The sequence below is a fragment of the Curtobacterium sp. MCBD17_003 genome, from assembly GCF_003234885.2.
In the GTDB taxonomy this organism is placed as follows: Bacteria; Actinomycetota; Actinomycetes; order Actinomycetales; family Microbacteriaceae; genus Curtobacterium.
In genome coordinates this window covers 2810776-2832565 of record NZ_CP126275.1, presented here as the reverse complement: position 1 = coordinate 2832565, position 21790 = coordinate 2810776, and the positions used below count along the sequence as shown (strand labels likewise).

At 73.2% G+C, this 21790-nt stretch carries 20 protein-coding genes; 13 read left to right on the top strand and 7 right to left on the bottom strand.

What is annotated here, in order from left to right; all coding sequences use genetic code 11:
• Positions 1-89: 89 nt before the first annotated feature.
• Together DEI88_RS13300 and DEI88_RS13295 are read left to right on the top strand one after the other, a co-directional pair.
• Positions 90-863, top strand: coding sequence for a COG4705 family protein (locus tag DEI88_RS13300; protein ID WP_258368762.1), 774 nt, complete (start codon positions 90-92; stop codon positions 861-863).
• Between the two features lie 37 nt (positions 864-900).
• Positions 901-1650 carry an ABC transporter permease gene (locus DEI88_RS13295; protein WP_111027557.1) on the top strand — a complete coding sequence of 250 codons (750 nt, stop codon included), beginning with the start codon at positions 901-903 and terminating at the stop codon, positions 1648-1650.
• A 19-nt stretch (positions 1651-1669) separates the two neighbouring features.
• On the opposite strand, the gene DEI88_RS13290 is transcribed toward DEI88_RS13295, so the two are convergent.
• On the bottom strand, positions 1670-2641 hold the full coding sequence (locus DEI88_RS13290) for a YncE family protein (RefSeq protein ID WP_146246127.1): 972 nt from the start codon (positions 2639-2641) through the stop codon (positions 1670-1672).
• Positions 2642-3011: 370 nt separating this feature from the next.
• Between DEI88_RS13290 and DEI88_RS13285 the strand changes: the two genes are divergently transcribed.
• The gene (locus DEI88_RS13285) at positions 3012-3662 is read left to right on the top strand and encodes a LysE/ArgO family amino acid transporter (RefSeq protein WP_181441300.1); all 651 of its coding nucleotides are present in this window, start codon (positions 3012-3014) and stop codon (positions 3660-3662) included.
• Positions 3663-3689: 27 nt separating this feature from the next.
• On the opposite strand, the gene DEI88_RS13280 is transcribed toward DEI88_RS13285, so the two are convergent.
• From DEI88_RS13280 to DEI88_RS13265, 4 genes are read right to left on the bottom strand one after another with little or no spacing between them, the layout of a single operon-like run.
• A complete protein-coding gene (locus DEI88_RS13280) occupies positions 3690-4316 on the bottom strand; it encodes a response regulator transcription factor (protein WP_111072813.1) in 627 nt (208 codons plus the stop codon).
• A gap of 38 nt (positions 4317-4354) precedes the next feature.
• Positions 4355-5575 carry a sensor histidine kinase gene (locus DEI88_RS13275; RefSeq protein ID WP_111072809.1) on the bottom strand — a complete coding sequence of 407 codons (1221 nt, stop codon included), beginning with the start codon at positions 5573-5575 and terminating at the stop codon, positions 4355-4357.
• Between the two features lie 20 nt (positions 5576-5595).
• Complete coding sequence (locus DEI88_RS13270) at positions 5596-6447, bottom strand: ABC transporter permease (protein WP_258370242.1); 852 nt, start codon at positions 6445-6447, stop codon at positions 5596-5598.
• Entirely contained in the window at positions 6444-7376 is a 933-nt protein-coding gene (locus tag DEI88_RS13265; protein WP_111027554.1) for an ABC transporter ATP-binding protein, read from the bottom strand. The genes DEI88_RS13270 and DEI88_RS13265 overlap by 4 nt, the downstream gene beginning before the upstream one ends.
• Before the next feature lie 244 nt (positions 7377-7620).
• Between DEI88_RS13265 and DEI88_RS13260 the strand changes: the two genes are divergently transcribed.
• From DEI88_RS13260 to DEI88_RS13215, 10 genes are all read left to right on the top strand, one after another.
• Positions 7621-8976: a purine-cytosine permease family protein gene (locus DEI88_RS13260; protein WP_111072810.1), complete on the top strand. Its 1356-nt coding sequence runs from the start codon at positions 7621-7623 to the stop codon at positions 8974-8976.
• A gap of 115 nt (positions 8977-9091) precedes the next feature.
• On the top strand, positions 9092-10648 hold the full coding sequence (locus DEI88_RS13255) for a hydantoinase/oxoprolinase N-terminal domain-containing protein (protein ID WP_111072478.1): 1557 nt from the start codon (positions 9092-9094) through the stop codon (positions 10646-10648).
• Complete coding sequence (locus DEI88_RS13250) at positions 10645-11769, top strand: S-methyl thiohydantoin desulfurase family protein (RefSeq protein WP_111072477.1); 1125 nt, start codon at positions 10645-10647, stop codon at positions 11767-11769. Before DEI88_RS13255 ends, DEI88_RS13250 begins: the two co-directional genes overlap by 4 nt.
• Positions 11766-12968, top strand: a complete 1203-nt coding sequence (locus DEI88_RS13245) for an S-methyl thiohydantoin desulfurase family protein (protein WP_111072476.1) — start codon at positions 11766-11768, stop codon at positions 12966-12968. Before DEI88_RS13250 ends, DEI88_RS13245 begins: the two co-directional genes overlap by 4 nt.
• Positions 12935-14023 (top strand): DUF917 domain-containing protein, encoded by a 1089-nt coding sequence (locus tag DEI88_RS13240; RefSeq protein ID WP_111026326.1) that lies wholly within the window; start codon positions 12935-12937, stop codon positions 14021-14023. The genes DEI88_RS13245 and DEI88_RS13240 overlap by 34 nt, the downstream gene beginning before the upstream one ends.
• Positions 14020-15579, top strand: a complete 1560-nt coding sequence (locus DEI88_RS13235) for a PucR family transcriptional regulator (protein ID WP_258372052.1) — start codon at positions 14020-14022, stop codon at positions 15577-15579. Before DEI88_RS13240 ends, DEI88_RS13235 begins: the two co-directional genes overlap by 4 nt.
• Before the next feature lie 138 nt (positions 15580-15717).
• Complete coding sequence (locus tag DEI88_RS13230; RefSeq protein WP_181441266.1) at positions 15718-16491, top strand: alpha/beta fold hydrolase; 774 nt, start codon at positions 15718-15720, stop codon at positions 16489-16491.
• Positions 16488-17240: an esterase/lipase family protein gene (locus DEI88_RS13225; RefSeq protein ID WP_258370214.1), complete on the top strand. Its 753-nt coding sequence runs from the start codon at positions 16488-16490 to the stop codon at positions 17238-17240. The genes DEI88_RS13230 and DEI88_RS13225 overlap by 4 nt, the downstream gene beginning before the upstream one ends.
• A gap of 156 nt (positions 17241-17396) precedes the next feature.
• On the top strand, positions 17397-18371 hold the full coding sequence (locus DEI88_RS13220; protein WP_111072474.1) for an AraC family transcriptional regulator: 975 nt from the start codon (positions 17397-17399) through the stop codon (positions 18369-18371).
• Positions 18372-18491: 120 nt separating this feature from the next.
• Positions 18492-18770 (top strand): GlsB/YeaQ/YmgE family stress response membrane protein, encoded by a 279-nt coding sequence (locus DEI88_RS13215; protein ID WP_111011159.1) that lies wholly within the window; start codon positions 18492-18494, stop codon positions 18768-18770.
• Between the two features lie 154 nt (positions 18771-18924).
• Here DEI88_RS13215 and arfA read toward each other — a convergent pair whose 3' ends face one another.
• Both arfA and DEI88_RS13205 read right to left on the bottom strand, forming a co-directional pair.
• The gene (gene arfA, locus DEI88_RS13210; protein ID WP_111072473.1) at positions 18925-20460 is read right to left on the bottom strand and encodes an arabinosylfuranosidase ArfA; all 1536 of its coding nucleotides are present in this window, start codon (positions 20458-20460) and stop codon (positions 18925-18927) included.
• Between the two features lie 169 nt (positions 20461-20629).
• Positions 20630-21643 (bottom strand): LacI family DNA-binding transcriptional regulator, encoded by a 1014-nt coding sequence (locus DEI88_RS13205; protein ID WP_111072472.1) that lies wholly within the window; start codon positions 21641-21643, stop codon positions 20630-20632.
• Positions 21644-21790 lie beyond the last annotated feature (147 nt).

Sequence of the window (21790 nt, the reverse complement as noted above, 5' to 3'; positions counted from 1 at the left end):
CGGCCCATCCTCCGGGTGCGGCTCCCAGGAACGGCCAAGACCGACGCTCCCTTGGTGGCTTCTTGGACCGGGCGTGTGATCGTCACGGCATGCTGCGGAACAAGGTGCCCGAGATCACCCTGCTGTTCTGGGTGACGAAGATCCTGACGACCGGCATGGGGGAGACGCTGTCGGACTTCCTCGTCGGCCACGTCGACCCCGTCGGCGCCGTGCTCGCGACCGCCGTCCTGTTCGCCGCCGCGATCGTGGCCCAGTTCACCGTCCGCCGGTACGTGCCGTGGCTGTACTGGCTCGTCGTCGTGCTCGTCGGCGTGCTCGGGACGATGATCGCCGACTTCACCCACGTCGTCGCCGGCGTCCCGTACCTGGTGTCGACGTCGGTGTTCCTCGTGCTCCTCGTCGCCGTGTTCGTCACGTGGCGGGTCGTCGAGGGCACCGTCGACGTCCACGCGATCGACACCCGCCGCCGCGAGGCCTTCTACTGGGCGGCGGTCGTCGCCACGTTCGCCCTCGGGACCGCCGCTGGCGACCTCGTCGCGTCGCGGTTCCACCTCGGGTACCTGCTCGGCGGGGCGGTGTTCGTCGCGGCGATGTGCGTGCCGATCGCGCTGTACCTCGGGCGGGCGCTCGCCGCCGTGCCCGCCTTCTGGGTCGCGTACGTCCTGACCCGGCCCGTCGGGGCGTCCTTCGCCGACTGGGGCGCCGTGTCGTCCGCGCGCGGCGGTCTCGGGTTCGGCACCGGACCCATCAGTGCGGTGCTCGCCGTGCTCATCGTCGTGTGCGTCGCGGTGCTCAGCGTGCGTCAGAGCCGACGGGCCGACCTCGACACCCGGGAGTGGCCGGCCGACAGCCTCGCGCCGTGACCCACGTCGGCAGCCACGCACGCTACGGTCCCAGGTCATGACCTGGTCCTCGGACATCGGCCCGAGCCTCCTCGGCGTCGGCGTGCTCGTGGTCGTCGCGACCGTCGTGCTGCTGCTCGTGCGGGCCCCGAGTCCCGTCGCGCCGGCGCTCGCCGTCCTGCGTGGCGCGCTCCAGCTCGCCGTCATCAGCGTCGTCCTGAGCGGGGTCATCCACGACGTCCGGTGGGTCGCGGCCGCCCTGGTCGTGATGTTCACGGTCGCGGTGAGCACGGCCTCCCGACGGCTCGGCCCGCTGCGAAGGACGGCGCCGATGGTGGCGTCCGCGATGGGTGCCGGGATCCTGCTGTCCCTCGCCGTCGTGTTCGTGACGGGCGCGATCGCGTTCGACGCGCGGTACGCCCTGGCGATCGGCGGGATCGTCGTCGGCAACGCGATGACCGTCGCCACGCTCGCCGGACGCCGGTTCCTCGAGCTCGTCGACGACCGGTGGGAGGAGGTCGAGGGCTGGCTCGCGCTCGGTGCACCGCCCCGGACGGCCACCCGGGACCTCGCCCGTCGGGCGGTGCACGCGGCGCTCATCCCCTCCACCGACCAGACGCGGACGACCGGACTCGTGACGCTGCCCGGCGCGTTCGTCGGGGCGATCTTCGGCGGGGTCTCACCGGTCGAGGCCGGCCGGTTCCAGATCGTCGTCCTCGCGGCGATCATCGCGACCGGGGCCGTGACCGCGGCGATCATCGTGCGGTGGCTCGGGCCCGTGCGGACGCGCCCGGCGGCGCCGCGCTGACGCGGTCGCCCGGCGCGGGTCAGCGGAACGCCGACGCCGGGATGACCTGCAGCTGCGAGTCCGCGTACCCGCCGACGTACAGGTCGCCGGTCGCCGGGTCCCGATCGAACGACACCGGCTGGCGGACCGTCGGCACCGTCCGCACGAGCTGCGGTGCGCCGTCGGCACGGACGCGGAGCTGCGCGATCTCGTCGGTGTTCGCGAGCGCGGTGTAGATCGTCCCCGTCGCGGCGTCGGCGCGGATCCAGAAGGCGCGGCCGGGGACGGCCGCGCGACCGAGCGCCCGGGGTGTCCCACCGATGTCGTACGTGAGCACCGCGTTGCCGCGCACGTCGCAGACGGCCACCCGGTCCCCGCCGATCGGCACGACGTGGCTCGGGCCCGCGCCGGCGGGCAGGGCGGCGACGAGCCGCAGCGTCGTCGCGTCGTAGACGAACAGCAGGTTCGCCGCGACGTCGACCACCGCGACCCGGTTCCCGACGGCTGTGATGCCACCGGGTTGGACGGGCTGCGTGAAGTGCGCGACCGTCCGTCCGTTCCGCAGGGCCCGGACGCCATGCCCGAACTCCTCGGTGACGAACGTGGTGCTGTTCACCCGCACCGCCTGGTGCGGGTGCCGGCCCGTCGACGCCGAGCTGACGAGGTCGAGTGACGGCAGCGCCAGCGTGTAGAGACGATCGCGGTCCTCCGCGGGGAGCAACAGGGGACCGTCGGGATCGGCGAGGTCGATCATCCGAGCGGAGCCGGGCACGGCCTTGGTCGTGACCGCGCCGGTGTCCATGTCGTAGCGGACGAGGCGGTCCTGCTTCCGCTCGGCCAGGTACACGGTGTGCACGGAGTCGGCCACCGCGACGCCCCAGGGGTGGGCGCCGGCGGGGAGTGGGACGACCCGGCCGGCCGGCGTGACGGGCGGTGGCGGCGCGTCCCCCGGTTCCGCTGCCTTCGTGACCGCGTGGCCCCGGTAGCCGGTGCGGGCGTGCGTGGCGGACACGGACGGAGCGGTCGACCCCGAACAGGCGGCGAGCACGGCCACGAGTCCGCACGAGACGAGCACCGCCAGCACGGCGCCGGGTCGACGACCACGGCGTCGCGGACACCGGTCGCGCGAGGGCCCCGGTGTTCGCCCGGACGGTCGGCTCGAGGCGGCGCTCGCGGTGTCCATCGGTCCACCCTGCCCGCCTCGGCCGCACGTCCGCCGAACGAGGGCGGCGGGCCACCGCCGTCCCACGTCGGCGCACGACCGCTCGTCGACCCGCCCACGTCTGACGACGCGGTCCACACCGGGAGCCCGACGGGGCCAGACGCACCCGGGCACCGGAGCGCGCTGTACTCGGGGCGGTCCCGCTCCTACCGTGAGGGGCATGACGATCGCGGCCACGGTCCTCCCGGCGCTGAACGGGCTGGGCACCGGACTCGCGCTCATCGTCGCCATCGGCGCGCAGAACGCGTTCCTGCTCCGCCTGGCCGTGACCGCACCCCGACGCGTCGTCGCAGCAGCCGTGGGGATCTGCGCGGGGTCCGACGCCGTCCTCATCCTGGCGGGGGTGCTCGGCGTCGGCGCGGTCGTCGAGCGGGCGCCGGTCGCTCTCGTCGTGGTGCGGTTCGTCGGTGCGGCGTTCCTCCTGACCTACGGGGTGCTGGCGGCACGCCGGGCGATCCGGCCGGCGGGGGACGCCCTCGACGTCCGCGCGGTCGGCACCGGCGACGGGACCACCGCGGGGACCGCTCGGCGCGCGGTCCTGACGATGCTGGCGTTCACGTGGCTCAACCCCCACGTGTACCTCGACACACTCGTGTTCCTCGGGTCCGTCGCGAACGAGCAGGGCGTCGACGAACGGTGGTGGTGGGTCGGCGGCGCGGTGGCCGCGAGCTGCTGCTGGTTCTCGGCGCTCGGGTTCGGGTCCCGGATGCTCCGCCCGGTGTTCGCCCGACCGGGGGCGTGGCGCGTGTTCGACGCGTGCATCGCGGTCGTGATGGTCGCGTTCGGGGTGCGGTTGCTGCTCGGGGCGTGATCCGGCGCGCGGGCGTCGGACGACGGCTCAGCCGAGCAGCCACCCGTTGTCCGCCGCGATCCGCAGCGCCTCGGTGGCGTTCCGCGCCGCGGTCTTGCCGATCGCAGCGCTGAGGTGGTTCCGCACCGTGCCCTCGGACAGGTGCAGCTCCGCGGCCACGCCCGCGACGGTCGGCGCCGTGCGGAGGGCGATGAGGACCTCCGTCTCGCGTGCGGTCAACGGCGAGGGGCCGGCGGCGAGCGACTCCGCCGCGAGCACCGGATCGACGACGCGGAACCCGGCGGCCACCCGGCGGACGGCGTCGGCGAGCTGTTCCGCGGGCGTGTCCTTGACGACGAACCCCGACGCGCCGGCCTCGAGCGCGCGGCGCAGGTAGCCCGGTCGGCCGAACGTGGTGACGATGAGCGAGCGGCAGGACGGGAGGGTCGTGGCCAGGTCGCGTGCCGCCCGCAGCCCGTCGGCACCCCGCATCTCGACGTCGAGCAGGGCGACGTCCGCGCCCGCCGCCCGTGCCGCATCGACGACCTCGTCCCCGCGGCCGACCTGGGCGACGACGCTGATGTCCGATTCGAGCGACAGCAGGGACGCGAGCGCGCCGCGGACCAGGGCCTGGTCGTCGGCGAGGAGGACCCGGATCGTCGACGAGCCGGGCATCGCCGCCGACGCCGTCACGCCGGTCGTCTCCGCGGCGCTCACCGACGCCCCCGCCCGACCCGGAGCAGGAACCCGCCGAGGTCGCTCGTCCCGGTCGTCATGGTCGCACCGACCGCGTCCGCACGCTCGCGGAGTCCACGAAGCCCGTTGCCGCCGAGCGGTGCACCGACGGGCGCGACCCCGTCGGCCAGGTCGTCCGACGCACCGGCGCCGTCGTCCTCGACGGTGATCGCGCTGCGGGTCAGGGTGACCCGAGCGCGCGTGGCGGCGGCGTGCCGGACGACGTTCGTCACGCCCTCGCGGAGCACCCACGCGAAGAGTGACCTGCTGTCGGCCACGACGGCGTCGGCGTTCGTTGGGAGGTCGGCGTCGATCCCGGCGGCCTGGAGCGCTGCCCGGGCGGACACGAGCTCGGCGTCGAGGTCGGCCTCGCGGTACCCGCTCACCGCCTGCCGGAGACCCTGCAGGGCCTCGCGGGCGAGCCGTTCGACGTCGGCCATCTCGGCGCGCGCGGCGGCGGGGTCGCGGTCCACGAGCCTCCCGGCCAGCTCCGACTTGATCGCGACCACGGTGAGGGAGTGGCCGAGCACGTCGTGGAGGTCCCGCGAGAACCGGGCCCGTTCCTCGACGACGGCGAGACGGGTGATCTCGTCCTGCGCGACGCCGAGTTCCTGCTCGGCGGCCCGCTGGCGCCCGAAGAAGGTCATCGACGCGCCGATGGACACGGTCACGAGCGGCGCGAACAGCAGGCCGTCGTTCGAGCTCACGTCCCATCCGGCGATGCCGCAGATCACGACCTGCGCGGCAGCGATCGCCAGGATGGCCACCGCGGCCACCCACATCCGCACCGCGACGAACCCGACCAGGGACGCGAGCAGGAACCACGTCCACATGGCGACGGCGCCGAGCGGCACGAGGGGCAGGACGCTCAGCAGGGCGAACGTGCTGAGGACGACGATGCGGCCGGGCAGCCGTCGTCGCCACATGAGCTCCGGCGCGACGAGGTACGCCACGTAGACCACGGCGAGCACGACGCTGTCGACCACGTGCTTGCGGACCGAGCCGCCGTCCGTGAACACCGCGAGGACGAGGAGCACCTGCCACGCCAGCCCGAAGAACGCCCCCGGGTACCAGCGACGACGGGCCGTCCGGAGGTCGCCCTCCGCCATGCCCGGCGCGCCGGACCACGGGAACGACCGGGAGGTGCGGCGTACGTCCTCCGTGCGCCGCACCTGGGTCGTCTGGGTCGCGTCCGTCACGCGATCCAGCGTAGGTCCGGTCACTGCCGTGCGGCGTCGCGGCGGTAGCGCCAGACGACGACCGCGGCGAGACCGAACGCCCAGGCCGCCAGCACCAGGGCGGGTTCGAGCATGCTCCCGTCCGCGCCGGCGCCCATCTGGCCCATCCGGTCGAGCCAGTACGACGGGACCCCGTGCGCGAGGGTGCTCATCCACGACGGCATGATCGACAGCGGGACCCACAGGCCGCCGAGGATCGCGAGCCCCATGAACACGACCATGAACAGCGGCTGTGCGAACGAGGGGCGGGCGAACTGCCCGATGAGGATCGCGATGAGGGCGAACGGCACCACCCCGGCCCACACGCCGACGCCGGCGACGAGCCAGCGGCCGGGTGCGAGGTCGGCGTGCAGCGCGAACACGGACACGAGCGTCACGACGACGATGCCGAGCGCGGCGACCGCCATCGCGGCGATGACCTTCGACACGAGGAACCCGACCCCGGACAGCGGGGTGATCCGCAGCTGCCGGTTCCATCCGATGGACCGTTCCGTGACGATCGTGAACGCCTGCCCGAGTGCCGCCATCATGGCGCCGTACGACGCCATCTGCAGCGTGGTGACGACGAGCCACGGCAGCTTCGTCGCGGGGTCGACCTGACCGCTCGACCCGTAGGCGGACCCGAACGCCAGGAGCATCACCACGGGCACCGCGATCGTGAACACGAGCGACCGGACGTTGCGGAGCTGCCGCTTGGCCTCGAGGGCGACGTACCGGATCGGCAGGCGACCCCGGGTCCGGAGCGGGACGGGAGCGGTCAGGGCGTCGTCGGTGGGCGAGGTCGCCGCGGTGTCGGTGACCCGAACCGGCGTGGAGGGGATGGACGTGCTCATGATCGGGCTCCGGTCGTCTCGGCGGACGACGGCTCGTCCGTGGTGCGGGTGAGGGCGAGGAAGGCATCGTCCATCGTGGACGGCACCACCTCGATGTCGTGCGCGGCGGGGAACGCCGCGAGCAGGGCGCGCAGGGTCGTGTCGGATCGGTCGGTGACGAGCGTGACCGTGCCGTGCCGTTCCTCCAGACCGCTGACGCCGGGCAGACCGCGGAGCGCGTCGTGGTCCGCGGGGCCGACCCCGGTGAACCGGATCGTCCGGGCGGCGGCGATCGCCTTGATCTCGGCGGGGGTGCCGTCGGCGACGATCCGTCCGGCGCGCATGATCACGATCCGGTCGGCGAACGTGTCGGCCTCGTCGAGGTAGTGCGTCGCGAACACGACGGTGCGGCCGGTGTCCGTGAACTCGCGCATCGAGGACCAGAAGGTGTGCCGGGCCTCGACGTCCATCGCCGCGGTCGGCTCGTCGAGCACGAGCAGGTCCGGGTCGGACACGACGGCCACCGCGAACCGGGCGCGCTGGAGCTGCCCGCCGGACAGCTTGTTCACGCGGCGGCCCGCGATCTCAGTGCAGCGCGCGCGGCGGAGTGCCTCGTCGACGGACATCGGGGCCCGGTGGGCGCTCGCGACCAGGGCGACGGAGTCCCGGACGGTGAGGTCGGGCAGGAGCGCACCGCCCTGGAGCATCGCACCGACGCGGCCGTCGACGATCGCGTCACGCGCCGCGCCGCCGAAGAGCCGCACGCTGCCCGCCGTCGGGGTGGCGAGCCCGAGCGCGAGGTCCACCGTGGTCGTCTTGCCGGCCCCGTTCGGGCCGAGGAGGGCGACGACCTCGCCCCGGTGGATCGTCAGGTCGACACCGTCGACCGCGGTCACCGCACCGAACCGCTTGTGCAGTCCGGCCAGCTGGATGATCGGCGTTTCGTTCATGCGGCCAGCGTGGCGGAACCGCGGGCGCGGGACGTCTGCGGTCCGTCATGGATCCAGCGTGACATTCGTCATGGTGCGGAGGCGGTCGGGTCGAGGTCGGGGCGGTGTGCACCTCGCACCGGTTCACACCCCGGTAACGACATGTTGCACATGGTCGGCCGGTGTCCGGACTCCTAGCGTTGGCGCAACCCCGCGCCGGCGACGCACTCCGCGTTCCGGGCCCGTCCGACCCGAGGAGCCACAGATGGCCAGCGACACCGCAGCTTCGGCACCACCCGTCTCGTCATCGTCGGCGACGGTCGTCGTCGACGACTACTCCCTCCGCCGTGTGCCGCAGTCCGCCCGCTACGGGTGGTTCCAGGTGGCCGTGCAGCGGTTCGGGCAGATCTCGGCCCTGTCGCAGTTCCTGCTCGGGGCGACGCTCGGCTTCGGCATGAGCTTCTGGGCCGCGTTCTGGGCGATCACGCTCGGCGCGGTGATCCTCGAGATCGTGTCGGTCTTCGTCGGCGTGATCGGGGTCCGCGAAGGCCTCAACACCTCCGTGATCGCGCGGTGGACCGGGTTCGGCAAGGGCGGCTCCGCGCTCGTCGGGCTCGCGATCGGCATGAGCCTCATCGGGTGGTTCGGGATCCAGTCGGGCGTCTCGGCGTCCGGGCTCGTGGCGATCCTGCCGATCCTGCCGGCGTGGGCGTGGTCGCTCGTGTTCGGCCTGCTCGTCACGGCGATCGTGCTCCGCGGGTTCCACTCGATGCAGTGGCTGGCGAACATCACCGTGCCGCTGTTCCTGGTCCTCGTCGGGTGGGCGATCACCGTCGAGCTGAGCAAGCACTCGATCGCGGAGCTCGCCGCCAAGGCCCCGGCCGGTCCGCACATGGGCTTCGTGGCGGGCACGACGCTCGTCGCCGGCGGGTTCATCGTCGGGGCCGTGATCACCCCCGACATGACCCGGTTCAACAAGAGCACCGGCGACGTCGTCAAGCAGACGCTCCTCGGCGTGACGCTCGGCGAGTACGTGATCGGCCTGGCGGGCGTCCTGCTCGCCCACGCGGTCGGGTCCTCGGACATCACGCGCGTGATCACGTCGTCGGTCGGCTGGGTCGGCGTGCTCGTGATCCTCCTCGGCACGTTCAAGATCAACGACTGGAACATCTACAGCTCGAGCCTCGGCGTCACGAACTTCATCGACGCCGTGTTCGGTCGGCAGGTCAACCGCGGCGTGGTCACGCTCGTCATGGGCGTCGTCGGCTCGGTGCTCGCGGCGGTCGGGTTCCTGGGCGCGTTCACGCCGTTCCTCACCGTCCTCGGCGTCGTGTTCCCCCCGATCGCCGGGATCATGGTCGCCGAGTACTTCGTCGTGAAGACCTGGCGCCGCGAGCTGAGCGCCGCCGCGGACGTCCCGGCGACCTCACCGACGTGGGTGCCGATGACGCTCGTCGTGTGGGCCATCGCGGCCCTGATCGGCTACTTCGTCACGATCGGCATCCCCTCGATCAACTCGGTCGTCATCGCGTTCGTCCTCTACGTGATCGCCGGCAAGGCCGGCCTGGTCCGCGGCGTCGGGGTCAGCCACACGGAGACCGCACCGGTCCCGGCCCGCTGAGCCCGGGCCTCCCGGCCGGGAGGCCCGCCCCCGGCGCCGACGGGACCGCGCCACCCGCGCCCACCCCGCCCACCCGCACCACCCACGCACCACCAGCACCACCGAAGGGAACCCCATGCGCATCGGCATCGACGTCGGCGGCACGAACACGGACGCGGTCCTCATGGACGGCAGCACGGTCGCCGCGGCGGTGAAGCGCTCGACGAGCGCGGACGTCACGTCCGGCATCGTCGCCGCGCTCGCCGGCCTGCAGGAGCAGCGGGCGTTCACGTCCGAGGACATCGACGGCGTGATGATCGGCACGACGCACTTCATCAACGCCCTCGTCGAGGCGCGGGGACTGGCCCCGACCGCGGCGGTCCGGCTCGGGCTGCCGGCCACCGCGTCGTTGCCGCCGTTCACGGACTGGCCCGAGCACCTGGTCGGCGCGGTCGGCGCACGACCGTTCCTGGCGCACGGCGGCCACGAGTTCGACGGTCGGACGATCTCCGAGCTCGACCCGGACGAGCTCCGGCGGCACGCGGCGGCGGTCGGTGCCGCCGGGATCCGGTCGGTGGCGATCTCGTCGGTGTTCTCGCCGATCAACGACGAGTTCGAGCAGCGCGCGCAGGAGATCATGGCCGCCGAGCTCGGTCCGGACGTGGCGTTCTCGCTGTCGAGCGAGATCGGCCGCATCGGACTGCTCGAGCGCGAGAACGCCACGATCATCAACGCCGCCCTGCGGGAGCTCGCCGAGCGGATCGTCGACGGCCTCGCCGCGTCGGTGACCGGCAGCGGCATCGACGCCCCGCTGTTCCTCAGCCAGAACGACGGCACCCTGATGGACGTCGAGTACGCCCGTCGCTACCCGGTGGCGACCTTCGCGTCCGGCCCGACGAACTCCATGCGCGGCGCCGCGGTGCTGTCCGGGTTCGACACGTGCGCGGTCGTCGACGTCGGTGGGACGACGAGCGACGTCGGGGTCCTGACCGCGGGATTCCCGCGCGAGGCCACGGGCGAGGTCGCGGTCGCGGGGGTCCGGACGAACTTCCGCATGCCGGACGTCCTGTCCATCGGCATCGGCGGCGGGTCCCGCATCCGCGAGGACGGCGCCCTCGTCGGCCCGGACTCGGTCGGCTACCGGCTCGCCGAGGAGGCGCTCGTGTTCGGCGGGACGACCCTGACCGCGACGGACGTCGCCGTCCGTGGCGGCCGCGGCGTGATCGGCGACGCCTCGCTCGTCGCCGGGGTGTCCGACGCCGTGGCGCAGCGCGCGCTCGGGGTGATCGCCGCCCGCGTCGCCGACGTCGTCGAGCGGATGCGGACCTCCTCGGCGCCCCTGCCGGTCGTCGCGGTCGGCGGCGGCTCGGTGCTGCTGCCGGACGAGCTCGAGGGCCTCGGCGTGGTGCACCGGCCCGAACACTTCTCGGTCGCGAACGCGATCGGCGCCGCGATCGCACAGGTGAGCGGCGAGATCGACAAGGTCTACGCGATCAGCGAGGGCAAGCGGGCGAGTGTCGTCGACGACGCCCGTCAGGAGGCCGTGGACCGGGCGATCGCGGCCGGCGCGGACCCGTCCACGGTCGACATCGTCGACTTCGACGAGGTCCCGATTCCGTACCTGCCGGGCAACGCGACACGGATCCGCGCCAAGGCCGTCGGCGACCTCGCACTCGGGGCGCTCGTCCGATGAGCGCGATCGACACCACGCCCGTCGCTCCGCTCACCGTGATCGGCGAGGACTGCTCGGCGCTCGCCCGCGGCGCCGCGATCCTCGGCACGGGCGGTGGTGGTGACCCCTACATCGGCCGCCTGCTCGCGGAGGCCGCGGTCCGGCAGCACGGGCCGGTCCCGGTGGTGCAGATCGAGGACCTGCCCGACGACGCGGTCGTGCTCGCCGTCGCGATGATCGGCGCGCCGACGGTCATGGTCGAGAAGCTGCCGTCCGCCACGCAGTTCGCCGAGGCGGTGCGCAGCCTCGCCGCCTACCGCGGCGTGACGCCCACGCACCTGGCCTGCATCGAGGTCGGCGGGGTGAACTCGACGACGCCGATCGTCGCCGCCGCGGAGCTCGGTCTCCCCCTCGTCGACGGCGACGGCATGGGTCGTGCGTTCCCCGAGGTCCAGATGGTCCTGCCGACGCTGTCGGGCATCAGCGCGACGCCGATGTCCCTGTCCGACGAGAAGGGCAACACCGCGGTGTTCGACACGATCGACAACCGCTGGGCGGAACGGTTGGCCCGCACCGCCACGGTCGAGATGGGCTGCTCGGCGATCACGTCGCAGTACGCGATGTCCGGCGCGGAGATGAAGGAGTCGTACGTCCGCGGCAGCCTGTCGCTGTGCGTCCGGCTCGGCGAGGCCCTCGTCGACGCGCGTGCCGCGAACGAGGACCCGGTCGCCGCGGTCGCCGACGTCCTCGGCGGCCAGGTCGTGTTCGCCGGCAAGGTCACCGACGTCGAGCGGAAGACCGTCACCGGGTTCGCGCGCGGTACGGCCCACATCGCCGGGATGGCCGACGACACCGGACGGGAGGCCGTGCTCCGGTTCCAGAACGAGCACCTGTTCGTCGAGGTGGACGGCCGCGCCCGCGCCACGACACCGGACCTCGTCATCACGCTCGACGCCGAGACGGGGGAGCCGATCACGACCGAGGGGCTCCGCTTCGGCGCCCGGGTCCGCATCGTCACGGCGCCGGCTGACGCGCGCTGGCACAGCCCCGCAGCGCTCGAACTCGCCGGTCCGCGGTACTTCGGGTACGACCTCGACGCGGTGCGCTTCGACGGCACGACGAGCCCGGGAGTGCGCGCGTGAGCTGGCAGCTCGGCATCGAGGACCTCCCGGACCTCGCCCGCGGCGCCGCGCTCCTCGGCACGGGCGGCGGCGGGGACCCGACCATCGGGATGCTGCTCGTCCGCGCCGCGATGCAGGAGCACGGCCCGGTCACGATCCTCGACCCGGACGAGCTCGACGACGACGCCTTCGTGATCCCCACCGCGCAGATGGGCGCCCCGACGGTCGTGCTCGAACGCATCCCGGCCGGCCCGGAGCCCCTCGGCGCCCTGCGGCGACTCGAGGCGCACCTGGGACGCACCGCGACCGCCACGATGCCCATCGAGTGCGGGGGCATCAACTCGATGATCCCCCTCCTCGTCGGCGCGACCGGGGGCCTCCCGGTCGTCGACGCCGACGGCATGGGGCGCGCGTTCCCCGAGCTCCAGATGGAGACGTTCTCGGTGTACGGCGTGCCCGGATCGCCGCTCGCGATCAGTGACGAGCGCGGCCACGGTGTCGTGATCGAGACCGGGCACGACAACCGGCAGATGGAGTGGCTCGCGCGCGGCGTCACGATCCGGCTCGGCGGCGTCGCCTACATCGCCGAGTACGCCATGACCGGCCGGCAGGTGCGCGACACCGCGGTCCCGCGGACCCTGTCGCTCGCGCTGGCGGTCGGCCGGGCCGTCCGGCACGCACGGGAGGCCCACCGCGACCCCGTCGCGGAACTCGCCACCGCGTTCTCCCGCACCATCTACACCCACCTGCGCGAGCTGCACGAGGGCAAGGTCGTCGACGTCGAGCGGCGCACGATCGAGGGGTTCGCGCGTGGACGGGCGACGATCAGCGGCGCGGCCGGCGACGTCGAGATCGTGTTCCAGAACGAGAACCTCGTCGCCCGTCGCGGTGACGAGCTCCTCGCCGTCGTCCCCGATCTCATCTGCGTGCTCGACGCCGAGACCGCGGAACCGATCACCACCGAACGGCTCCGGTACGGGCAGCGGGTCCGCGTCGTCGGCGTGTCGACGCCCGCGCTCATGCGCACGCCCGAGGCGCTCGCCGTGTTCGGGCCGGCCTGCTTCGGGCTCGACGACGCGTTCACGCCCGTCGAGGTGCTCCATCCACAGGGGGCCGTCGGGGACGTGCGTCCACCGATGTGCTCGGCGGCGGGGGCGGACGCGGCGCCCGATGGGAGCATGGAGCCATGGACGGAGGCGACGGGCACGGTCAGCGCGTGACGCGCCTCCAGGCCGGCGACGTGCCCGCGTTCGGGCGTGGTGCCGCCCTGCTCGGCTGCGGTGGCGGCGGTCGCGTCGACCACACCGTCAGCGCCATCCGGCGCGTCGGCCCCGGCTTCGGGGTCCCCGTGTTGTCGCTGGACGACCCCCGACTCGAACGGGTCGCGGCGGTGGGCCTCGTCGGCTCGACGACCGTGCTCGAGGAGAAGATGCCGAGCGGCCGCGAGCTCCCGGACGCGCTCGCCGCCGTCGAACGCTGGACGGGCGACCGTGCCGACGCGGTCCTGCCGGCCCAGATCGGCGGCGTGACCGGGCCGGCGGCCGCGCTCACCGCGCACCTGGTGGGGCGGCCGCTCGTCGACGCCGACCTCGTCGGCCGGGCGACCCCCCGCCTCGACCAGCTCACGTTGTTCGCCGCCGGAGCACTGCCGGTCACCGCGGCCGCAGCCACGAGCAGCGGCCTCCGGATCGTCGTCGACGCGCCGAGTCCCGGCGACCTCGAGACCGTCTGGCGTGAGGCCGTGTCCCACAGCGGTGGCTGGGCCGCGTTCGCGATCGGGCCGGTGCCCATCGCCGCGCTGCGTGCACGAGCCGTTGCGGGGAGCGTCACACGTGCCCTGCGGACGGGGCGGGCGCTCGCCGCTGCCGCGGACCCCGAGGCCCTGGCGCGGGCGGTCGGCGGGCGGGTCGTCGCCCTCGGCCGCGTCGTCGACGTCGACCGCGCGGGTGACGCCATGGCGTTCGTGCACAGCACCACCGCGATCGTGGACACCCGCACGGGTGCGGTCGCCCGGATCGAGGCCGGGAGCGAGTACGTGCACTGCCTCGTCGACGGCGAGCCCGTCGCGAGCACCCCGAGCCTCATCGTCGTGGTCGACGCCCGGTCGCTCGACCCCGTCGCGGCGGATCGCATCCGCACCGGGGACGAACTCGCGGTGCTCGTGCTGCCCGGCGCCGACTGGTGGTGGGCCGATCCCGTGCGACTCGGCCGCGTCGCGCCCCGGGCCTACGGGGTGGACGCCGACGTCGTGCCCGAACCGGCGGGCGTGCGGTGATCCCGCTCCGCGAACTGCTGGCGATGCTGTCGACCGCCACGTCCGAGGTCCGGCTCCTCGCGGGGCCGGACGACCCCGGTGTCGCGCGGGTGCTCGGACTCGTCGGAGCGGTGGACGTCGTCGGTCGCGAGCTCTCCGGCACGGCCGGCGGTGACGGGTGCGCCGTGGTGCTCCTGACACCGGTCGCCCGGTTCGACGCGCGGTTCGACGTCCTCCTGCGGCGCGCCGCCGGCGTCGGGGTCCGCACGCTCGTCGTCCGGCCGGACCCCGCCGCCGTCCCGGACTCCGCCCCGACGCCCGGCCCGGGGACCCGTGCGCTCGCCGACCGCCTCGGTGTGGCCGTGCTCGCCACGGACGACGCGTGGTCCACCTCCGTCCGCCTGCACGAACTCGTCGGCACAGGAGAGGCCCCGGCAGCCCGTGCCGCGGTGGCCGTCGCGCGGATCGGGCTCGAGGCCGGACCCGACCTCGACGACCTGTTCCGGCAGCTCGACCGCCAGCTCGGCGCACCCGTGCGCTTCCTCGACGCCGCCGGCCGGCCGCTCCGCGGACCCGGGGTCGGCGCCGGGGCCGTGCGGATGCTCGCCCGCGCCGCCGGCGGCAGCGACCCCATCACGGTCACGGACGGCGACGAGACCCTCGTGCTCGTCCCCGTCGGGACGGGCATCGGCGCGCGGGCGTGGCTCGGCGTCGGGCTCACCGCGCCGGTCCGAGCCGAACGCACCACGATGGCCGTGGCGCTCCGGGTGGCCGCGGTCGCCGTCGGACACCGGCTCGTGCTCACCCGGCTCGACGACGAACGCGACGCCCGCTACCGCACCGCGATGCTCGACGAGCTCCGCGCGGCGGACGGCAGCCCGGAGCCGGGCCTCGTGCAGCGGACGCTCGCGGCGGGGTGGCAGCTCGACGCCTGGCACGTCGGCATCCGTGTGGTCACCCGGCACCCCGTCGACCAGGTCGCCCTCCGCGGCGAGGTCGAGGTCGCCATGGCGGCCGCCGGGCTCGAGGTCGACGTCGTCGAACAAGGTGATGGATGGGCGCTCTGGACGTCGGACCTCGACGAACCGGACCACCTACGGATCGGTGCCGTCGCCACCGCCGTCCGCCGTGCGCAGGCGGCGCTCCGCCCCGGGCTCGACACCGCCGTCGGCGTCGGCAGCGTGCAAGCGGGGCTCGTCGGGCTCGTCCGGACCCTCGGCGAGGCGACCGATGCCGCCCGGCTCGCCGGTGGCCGGCCGGAGTCGGGGCACTTCGTCCACGTGGACCGACTGGGCCTCGCGCAGCTCCTGCTCGCGTGGACGGAGACCGACACGTTCCTCCCGGCCGCGGAGCAGTTGCTGGCACCGCTCGAGCGCGGCGGCGGCGCACTCCGGGTCACCCTCGCCGCCTACCTCGACGCGGAGTCGTCGCTCGCCGAGACCGCCGCCGTGCTCGGCGTGCACCGCAACACCGTCGCCGACCGCATCGCACGCGTCGAGCGGCTGCTCGCGGTCGACCTCGCCGATCCCGAGACCCGGCTGGCGCTGCACCTGGCGACCCGCGTTCGGCGGGAGTGACCGCCGGGGCTCAGGACGCGCGACGGCTGGTGCTCCTCCACGTGCAGCGGTTGATGCACGCGCTGGTGGGGAACGCCGAGGACGACGCTGATGTCGCGGATGGTCATCCCGTCGGGCGTGCCGCGTAGCGTGATCTCCATGCGCCCACTCGTCGAGACCGTCGACGTCGAAGGGTGTGTCCTCCGGCTCCGCACCCTGGCCCCCGCCGGCCGTGCTCGGGACACCCTGGCGCCGACGATCGTCCTGGTGCACGGGATCGGCATGTCGCACCGGTCGTTCAAGCGCGTGCAGCGGGTGCTCTCGCGCTCGTACCGGACGATCGCGGTCGACCTGCCCGGCTTCGCCGACTCCCCGTCTCCCGATCGCCGACTCGAGATCGAGGACCTCGCCCGACTCGTCATCACCGCGCTCCGCGCCTGCGACGTCGAGCAGTGTCTGGCGATCGGGCAGTCGATGGGCACGCAGGTCGTCGTCGGGATGGCACTCCAGGACCCGGGCTTCGTGACGTCGGTGGGGCTCATCGGCCCGGTCATCGACGACCGGCGGCGGACGCTCCTGCAGCAGGGGTTCTCGCTCGCGGTCGACGGCATCCGCGAGCGGCCGGCGATGAACGCGACGCTCCTCACCGACTACCTCCGGAGCATGCCGACGTACCTGCGGGAGCTCCGGGTGATGATGCGGTACCCGACGCTGCGGTCGGTCGCTGCGCTCGAGGTCCCCGTGCTCGTGATGCGCGGCACCGAGGACCCGGTCGCCCGCCGCGGCTGGGCCGCCCGTGTCGCCGGGGTCGCGCGAGAAGCCGCGTTCATCGAGCTGCCCGGACCGCACCACGTGCAGGACGCCCACCCCGGTGCCGTCGCGGCGATCGTCGACGAGTTCATCCGCGTCCAGACCGTGGGGCAGCTCCGGTGACGGGCGCGACCGGGTGGCGGGACCGGGAGGCGCGGAGCACGCCCGACCCACCTCCCCGCCTGGCCGTGCACCTGCGCGACGCGCGATGGTTCCTGCTCGACTGGTGGTACGCGGCGGTGTGGCAGCTGCGGAGCCTCGGGCCGACGACGGCCGACGACTACCGGAGCGGTGACCGCCAGCCGATCGTCGTGGTGCCGGGCGTGTACGAGACGTGGCACTTCATGCGGCCCCTCATGGACGCGCTGCACGATCACGGGCACCCGGTGTTCGTCGTGACGGCGTTGCGGCACAACCGGCAGTCGGTGCGCGCCGGTGCCCGACTCGTGATGGACCAGATCCGCGCCGAGGACCTCCACGACGTGCTCCTCGTCACCCACAGCAAGGGCGGACTGATCGGCAAGTACGCGATGACCCTGCTGGACGGCGGTGGTCGCGTCGACCGGATGGTCGCCGTGTCGGCCCCGTTCGGCGGCTCGTCGTACGCACGGTTCGCGCCGAACGCGACGCTCCGGGCGTTCTCGGTGCACGACCCGACCCTGGCCGCGCTCCTCGCGGACGTGCACGCGAACGGCCGGATCACGTCGGTCTACGGCGTCTTCGACACGATGATCCCCGAGGGCAGTGCCCTCGTCGGGGCGAAGAACGAGCGCTTGCCCGTCGGCGGGCACTTCCGGATCCTCAGCGATCCGCGCACCTACCGGGCCGTGCTCGACGCGGTCGACCCGGCGGTGTCCTCGGAGCCGCAGTGACCTGGCCGCAGGTGCTCCCGATGGGCGATCGGTCCTCGCGATGACGGCCCGGTGACCGTCCGATCATCCGCAGAGCGCGGGCAGTACGGAGTCTGGCCGAACAGTGCGCGTACGGAATTGCCGAACCCTGCACAGCACCGTGATGATGAGCGGACGATGGAAGGAACCGCCCGTATCACCCGGGAGCGCAGGGTCGCGACGAGCCAGGACGTCGAGCAGGCGCGGGTGTTGTTGCAGACCACGCACCACGCCGTCGGCTGGGACGTCCAGGCCGACCCCGACGGCCGGCCGTTCGGTTTCCGACACACCGTCACCGGGACCGGACTGCTGTCGCTCGCGTCCACCCGGCTGACCGGGATGGTGTCGGGCGAACTCGAGACGTCGGCCGACGAGTACGTCGTCGCGTGGCTCAAGGAGGGCAGCGGCTCCATCGCTGGGCTCGACGTGTCCGAGGGCGAACCCGTCCTCTACCCGACCGGGTCGTTCCCCTTCCGCTACGACGGCTTCGACAAGGACCTCCTCCACGTGGATCGGTCGATCGTCGAGGAGGTCGCGGCGGAACGCGGGGGCTGGGCTCCGGGACCGCTCGGGTTCGACCACGACCACATCCCCACGGGCGACGCGCGCTCGGCGTGGTGGGCCATGGTGCGGCAGGTCGCGGTGACGCTCATCAGCGGTCCCGCGACCGTGACGCTCGACGCGGAGCGCGCGCTGGCGCGGACGGCTGCGGAGGGCCTCCTGGCCGCGTTCCCGCACTGGCCGGTCGTGCCGGCGACGGACCCCGACGGGGTCGGGACGGCCGCGGAAGCCCGGGTCGCTGCCGCCGAGCGCTTCATCCGCGAGCACGCCACGAGCCCGATCGGCATCACCGACGTCGCCGCCGCGGCCGGGATGAGCATGCGCGGGCTGCAGGAGGCGTTCAACCGGACGCACGGGATGACGCCCACCACGTACCTCCGTCGCGTTCGGCTCAGCATGGTGCGGGACCGGTTGCTCGCGGCCGACCACCGCACGGACACCGTCGCCGAGATCGCGGGCGCGCACGGATTCGGCCACAAGGGACGCTTCGCCGCGGCCTACGCCGCCGAGTTCGGCGAGGCCCCGAACACGACGCTGCGCCGCGACGGCTGACCCGACGCGGCGCACGGCGGCGTAACACGTCGGGCGGATTCGGAGTTGACTCAGGTGCTGATCACCGCTACGGCGAACCCGCCGTGGCGTAGCGGACTAACGCAACACCAGGAGGACCTCTTGATCGGTCTCATCATCAGCTTGATCATCATCGGCCTGATCGCCGGTGCGCTCGCCCGCCTCATCATCCCCGGCCGGCAGTCGATGGGCATCATCGCGACCATCGTGCTCGGCATCATCGGCTCGTTCGTGGGTGGGTTCCTCGGGTTCCTCATCTTCCAGCACGACCCGATGGACGGCTTCTTCCAGCCTGCCGGGATCATCGGGTCGATCATCGGCGCGGTCATCGTGCTGTTCATCTACACGCGGTTCGCGGGGCGCGGGGCTGCTCGCCGCTGACCACCGGTCGCCGGGCTCCCGGTCCTCCGGAGCCTCGAAATCGCAGAACATGCCGCTCACGTGTGAACGTGAGCGGCATGTTCTGCGATCTGGCCGGTGGTTTCGGCACGGTGGCCGGGGCCAGCCGGGGCCAGCCGGGGCCAGCCGGGGCCGGTCAGGCCTGGGTGACCTCGACCTCCAGGACCGCCCACGACAGCGGCGGCAGGGTGGTGCGGAGCGCGCCGTCCTGGACCGACGCCTGCAGCGGTGTGAGGCCGACGGCGTCCTGCGCCGCCTCGGTGTTCGCGGTGAAGCGGTCCCCGCCCTCGGGGATCGTCAGGACCTCGGCACGCGTGACCTGGCCGGCCGTGAAGCCGCGGAGGGCCACGGTGACGTCCGACGCCTCCTCGAGACCGCGGTTGGCGACGAACACCGCGACGCGCCCGCGATCGGCGTCGTACGTGACGCTCGCGTCGACGACGTCGGCGTCCCCGTACTGGGACGAGGCGAACCGGTCGCTCCGGACGACGGTGCGGAGGATGTCGCCGCGGGCGAGTTCCGCGGTGCGGGCGAACGGCCAGTAGATGGTCTGACGCCACGCGGGACCGTTCTCCTCGCTGCGGATCGGCGCGATCACGTTGACCAGCTGGGCCTGGTTCGCGATCGTGACGCGGTCGCCGTGGCGGAGGAGCGAGTTGAGGAAGGTACCGACGACCACCGCGTCGGTGACGTTGTACTGGTCCTCGATGAGCCGCGGGTGCTCGCGCCACTGGGCCTTGCCGACGACGTGCGGCTGGTCCTCGGTCTCGAGCCCACGCTGGTACCAGACGTTCCACTCGTCGAACGAGACGTTGACGACCTTGGAGGACTGGCGCTTCGCCTTGACCGCGTCGGCCGTGGCCACGACGGACTCGATGAAGTAGTCCATGTCGTTCGCGCTCGCGAGGAACGACAGCGCGTCGCCGTCGTGCTCCTGGTAGTACGCGTGCATCGAGATGTAGTCGACCTCGTCGTAGGCGTGCGACAGGACCGTGTACTCCCAGGACCCGAAGGTCGGCATGTGCGAGTTCGACGAGCCGACCGCGACGAGTTCGATCGTCGGGTCGACGAGCTTCATCGCCTTGCCGGCCTCCTGCGCCAGGCGGCCGTACTCGTCGGCGGTCTTGTGGCCGATCTGCCAGGGGCCGTCGAGCTCGTTGCCGAGGTTCCACACGCGGATGTCGAACGGCTCCTCGGCTCCGTTGGCGCGACGCTTGTCCGACCACTCCGTGCCGCCCGGGTGGTTCGCGTACTCGACGATGGCACGGGCCTCCTCGACGCCGCGGGTGCCGAGGTTGATGGCCTCCATGACCTCGACCCCCGCCTCCTTGGCCCAGGCGGCGAACTCGTGCAGACCGAAGGCGTTCGTCTCGACCGTGTGCCAGGCGCCGTCGAGCCGGCGGGGACGCTGCTCGACGGGGCCGACCCCGTCCTCCCAGCGGTAGCCGGAGACGAAGTTGCCGCCCGGGTAGCGGACGATCGAGACGCCCATCTCGCGGGTGAGGTCGAGCACGTCACGGCGGAACCCGTGTTCATCGGCGTTCGGGTGGCCGGGCTCGTAGATCCCGGTGTAGACGCATCGGCCCATGTGCTCGACGAACGAGCCGAACAGTCGGCGCGGAACGGGACCGACGATGAACTCGCGGTCGACGGTGATGGTTGCGGTGGACATGCGCGATGTGGTCCTCACGTCGTCGTGTGGTGGTGGTCGCTCCCGTTTTACATCGTTGTAACTCGCCTCCACAAGCCGCCGTCGGCGCGTCGTGCCGACGGTGGCGAGCGTTGGGGGTCGCGCTGGGCCGCGCGTCCCGGCCGGCCGGCCCGCTCATCCGGCGGGGGTGTCAGCCCCGGCGCGCGGCGACGCTCGCACGCTCGACGATGTGGTGCGGCACGACCTGCACGATCCGCGGCGCGTCGGGGTCCTCGATCCGGCGTTCGAGCGCGGTCAGGGCGGCCTCGGCGATCGCGCGCTTGTCGAACGAGACGGTGGTCAGCGACGGCACCGCGAACGAGGCCTCCTCGATGTCGTCGAACCCGACCACCGAGACGTCCTCGGGCACGCGGACGCCACGGTCGGCGAGGACGTGGAGCACACCGAGCGCCATGGAGTCCGTGAAGCAGAACACGGCGTCCGGCGACCCGTGCTGGTCGAGGAACCGGGACATCGCTGCGGCGGCGGCCGAGGTCGACCACGATCCGACGGCGATCGACAGGGTCGGGTCCTCGGGTAGGCCGGCCTCGCGGAGCGCCGCGCGGTGCCCCTCGTGTCGGGTCTCGCTCGAGGCGGTGCGGAAGGAGTCGTCCGAGGTGCCGAGCAGCACGATCCGTCGATGCCCGGTGGCGATGAGCAGACGGCCGACGTCGCGGCCGGCCGCGAAGCTGTCCACGTGGACCTGGTCCACGTCCTGCGGCTCCACCTCGCCGATCACGACGGTCGGCGGCAGACCCCGCCCGTTCGCCACGACGCTCTCGCCGAGGGTGACCGGATTGAGCACGAGGCCGTCGACCAGGTGGGCCCGCGCCCGCGAGATGAGGTCGATCTCGCGCGCGGGGTCCGACCCGGTCTGGTCGATCTGGACCGCCCAACCGTGCCCGCGCGCCAGCTCGACGAACGCACGGGCGAGCTCGGCCGAGTAGGACGTCCCGAGGTCGGGCAGTGCGAGCGCGATCGTGCCGGACCGGCCGTTGCGCAACCCCCGCGCCGAGAGGTTCGGGACGTAGTCGAGTTCGGCGAGGGCCGCCTCCACCCGTTGCCGGGTGTCGGGGCGCACCGGAACACCGCCGTTGATCACGTTGGACACCGTCTTTGGCGACACCCCGGCGAGGGCGGCCACGTCCCGCACCGTCGGACGCATCGCCGTCGAGCCTATCGCCCGCGGGGACCCGGAACGGCGCGCGCGTGAGCGCGGCTCAGACCCGGGCCGTCCATTCTCTGAGCGGTCGACCAGCTCCCGTGACCCCGCTCGGTCCTCCACGCGGGGGACGTGCCCCGCACTGGGGGT